Source organism: Burkholderia sp. Ac-20384 (assembly GCF_017104605.1).
Lineage (GTDB): Bacteria > Pseudomonadota > Gammaproteobacteria > Burkholderiales > Burkholderiaceae > Burkholderia > Burkholderia lata.
The window spans coordinates 1-3,485 of record NZ_JAAGPE010000527.1; the positions used below are offsets into that span (position 1 = coordinate 1).

General features: G+C 68.8%; 3 protein-coding genes. 1 reads left to right on the forward strand and 2 read right to left on the reverse strand.

The window, feature by feature from the left end; genetic code table 11:
* On the reverse strand, positions 1–1,057 hold a 1,057-nt coding region (locus tag G3O00_RS41115; protein WP_206146425.1), incomplete at its 3' end, for a tartrate dehydrogenase.
* Between the two features lie 108 nt (positions 1,058–1,165).
* Between G3O00_RS41115 and G3O00_RS41120 the strand changes: the two genes are divergently transcribed.
* Positions 1,166–2,074, forward strand: coding sequence for a LysR substrate-binding domain-containing protein (locus G3O00_RS41120; RefSeq protein WP_206146426.1), 909 nt, complete (start codon positions 1,166–1,168; stop codon positions 2,072–2,074).
* A gap of 275 nt (positions 2,075–2,349) precedes the next feature.
* Here the strand turns inward: G3O00_RS41120 and G3O00_RS41125 are convergent, their stop codons facing one another.
* Positions 2,350–3,345, reverse strand: a complete 996-nt coding sequence (locus G3O00_RS41125; RefSeq protein ID WP_206146427.1) for a LysR family transcriptional regulator — start codon at positions 3,343–3,345, stop codon at positions 2,350–2,352.
* Between the last annotated feature and the right edge of the window lie 140 nt (positions 3,346–3,485).

The following is a 3,485-nucleotide window of genomic DNA, read 5'->3' on the forward strand; positions in this document are numbered from 1 at the left end:
TGCGCTCGCAAACAGCCGCCGTCACCTGCGCAGTCGTCGCACTGCCGCCGAGATCGCGCGTATGCAGCGACGGGTCGGCCGTCACCGCCTCGATCGCCTGCATCACGCGCGCGGCGGCTTCCGTTTCGCCGAGGTGCTCGAGCAGCATCACGACCGACCAGAACGTGCCGACCGGATTCGCGAGCCCCTTGCCCATGATGTCGAACGCGGAGCCGTGGATCGGCTCGAACATCGACGGATAGCGGCGCTCGGGATCGATGTTGCCGGTCGGCGCGATGCCGAGGCTGCCGGCGAGCGCGGCGGCGAGATCGCTGAGGATGTCCGCGTGCAGGTTGGTCGCGACGATCGTGTCGAGCGATGCCGGCCGGTTGACCATGCGCGCGGTCGCCGCATCGACGAGTTCCTTGTCCCACGTGACGTCGGGGAATTCCTGCGCAATCTGCTTCGCGATCTCGTCCCACATCACCATCGCGTGCCGCTGCGCGTTGCTCTTCGTGATCACGGTCAGCAGCTTGCGCGGGCGCGACTGCGCGAGCCGGAACGCGAAGCGCATGATGCGCTCGACGCCGGCACGCGTGAGGATCGACACGTCGGTCGCGGCCTCGATCGGATGGCCCTGGTGCACGCGGCCGCCGACGCCCGCATATTCGCCCTCGGAGTTCTCGCGGACGATCACCCAGTTCAGGTCGTCCGGCCCGCAGCGCTTCAGCGGCGCGTCGATGCCGGGCAGGATGCGCGTCGGGCGCACGTTCGCGTACTGGTCGAAGCCCTGGCAGATCTTCAGGCGCAGCCCCCACAGCGTCACGTGATCGGGCACGTCGGGGTCGCCTGCCGAGCCGAACAGGATCGCGTCCTTGCCGCGCAATGCGTCGAGGCCGTCGGCCGGCATCATCGCGCCGTGCTGGCGGTAGTAGTCGGCGCCCCAGTCGAAATCCTCGAACTCGAACCCGAAGCGGTCGCTGCCGCGGGCCAGCGCCTCCAGCACCTGCTTGGCCGCAGGCACCACTTCCTTGCCGATCCCGTCGCCGGGAATCGTTGCGATACGGTAGGTCTTCATGTGCGCATCCTCGATTGATCGTCAGCGTGGAGGCACTTTACCGAACCAGAAGTACGGGAACCGGTGCTAGACTCAAAGCATCTTTAACTTGAATTCATGAATCTCGTCATGGCGGATACCGTCCAGCCGGCCGATCTCGGCTTCTTCTCGACGCTGGCCGCGTCGGGCAGCCTGAGCGCGGCCGCGCGCGAACTCGGGCTGACCGCAGCGGCCGTCAGCAAGCGGCTCACGCAGATGGAGCGGCGCGCGGGCGTCACGCTCGTGAACCGCACGACGCGGCGGATGATGCTGACGCCCGAAGGCGACGTGTATCTCGACTACGCGCGCCGGATCCTCGACCAGATGGACGAACTCGGCGAACTGCTCGGCAGCGCGAAGCAGCGCCCGAAGGGGCTGCTGCGCGTGAACGCGACGCTCGGTTTCGGGCGCAACCAGGTCGGCCCCGCGATCTCGCGCTTCGTTGCGCGCTATCCGGAGGTATCCGTGCAGCTGCAGTTGTCGGTGATGCCGCCGCCGCTCACCGACGACGCGTTCGACGTATGCATCCGCTTCGGCGAGCCGCCCGATACGCGGGTCGTCGCACGCCGGCTCGCGCCGAACCGCCGGCTGCTGTGCGCGGCGCCCGCGTATCTCGCGCGGCACGGCACACCGGCCACGCCGCACGACCTGACGCGCCACAACTGCATCGGCATCCGGCAGGGGGACGAAGGTTACGGCGTCTGGCGCCTGACGAGCGGGCGCGGCACGGCGCGCCATACGGAGGCCGTGCGGATCAACGGCAACCTGACGACGAACGACGGCGAGATCGCCGTGAAGTGGGCGCTCGACGGGCACGGGATCCTGATGCGCGCGGAATGGGATCTGCGCGACTATCTCGCAGACGGTCGCCTGGTCGTCGTGCTGCCCGACCACGAGACGCCGAGCGCCGATATCTATGCGGTGTATGCGCAGCGTCACCAGATGTCCACGCGGATTCGGGCGTTCGTCGATTTCCTGGCGGGCGAGCTGGGGCGGTGACCGGGACACAGGAAACGACGCACGTCGATTCGAGAGAGACAAACGTGCGGCTCGGTCAAAAGAGCCAATATTTCAGCTATTTCGTCAAAAAATCGCCAGAATATTGGCACTTTCATATGAGCCGGCATCCCCCGGATTCGCGTGCGGCCGGCGCCGTCCGCTCCGCCACGGCAACCCGGCGAGATCATCGATCTGCTTCCGCCATATCGTCGGTCAAGAAAGCGCACCCACGACGATGGCGAACCGTTGCCCGCGCCCGACTCGACACTTGCTGATCAAGCTGCGGCCATCTGGGCGTCCACCTGATCAACCCTGTCCGCGGCGCCCACCATCGGCCGCCACACTCGTGCGGTGAGCATGCCCGCCTGCTCGCCCACCGCCGCGTCGAACCGCTCCGCAATCCAGTCGACGAACGCGCGCACGCCGGGCGACACATGCGGACGCTTCACGTAGACGGCCGACACCGCGACCGCGTCGGGCCGCCAGCGCGGCAGCACCTCCCGCAACCGTCCCGCATCGATCAACGCCTGCGCGGCGACGCGCGGCGGCTGGATCAGCCCGAGGCCATGCACGCCGCACGCCAGGTACGCCGGCTCGTCGTCCACGCTGACGATCCCGTCGAGCCGCACCTTGCGCACCGCGCCATCGACGAGGAAATCGAGTTCGGCCGTGCGCTGGCCCGGCACGGACGACAGGCTGACCGCGCGATGCATGGCCAGGTCGTCGAGCGTGCGCGGCACGCCGTGGCGATCGAGATACGCGGGGCTCGCGCAGGTCACGCGCTCGAGCATGCCGAGCCGGCGCGCGACGAGTGACGAATCGGGCAGTTCGCCGAGCCGGACGCTGCAGTCGATCGCATCGCCGACGCGATCGGCCGCGCGCCCGGAGACGCCCAACGTCAGCACCAGATCGGGATGCCGGGCATGAAACGCGCCGAGCGCCGGCAGCACGATCGCGTCCGCGACCGCCGCCGGCAGCTCGACGCGCAGCGGCCCGCTCGGATGCAGTGCGGCGCCGCGGATGCTGGCTTCGAGCTCGTCGACGTCCGCCGTGATGCGCACGCAGCGCCGGTAATACGCGTCGCCTTCGGGCGTCGCCCGCAACGCGCGCGTCGTACGCACCAGCAACGGCATGCCGAGGGCCGTTTCGAGCTCCTGTACGGTCCGCGTCGCGGTGGCGCGCGAAATGCCGAGCGCCTGCGCCGCACGCGTAAAGCTGTTCATTTCGACGATGCGCGTGAAAATGCGCATCGCGCGGATCGGATTGTCCACCGGACACCCCTGCATGTTTGCCGCATACCGCGGCGCGCGTTCGCGCACCGGGCATGCGTATCGAGGAACAACGCCGCGCCGCCGGCGCGGCCGGGACGGTTCAGCCGTTCGCCGCCACGGCGCCGCGCGCCGGTTCGTCG

Coding starts and splice junctions, on each gene's coding strand:
- G3O00_RS41120 (WP_206146426.1), top strand. CDS start 1,166: ATGGCGGATACCGTCCAGCCGGCCGATCTCGGCTTCTTCTCGACGCTG.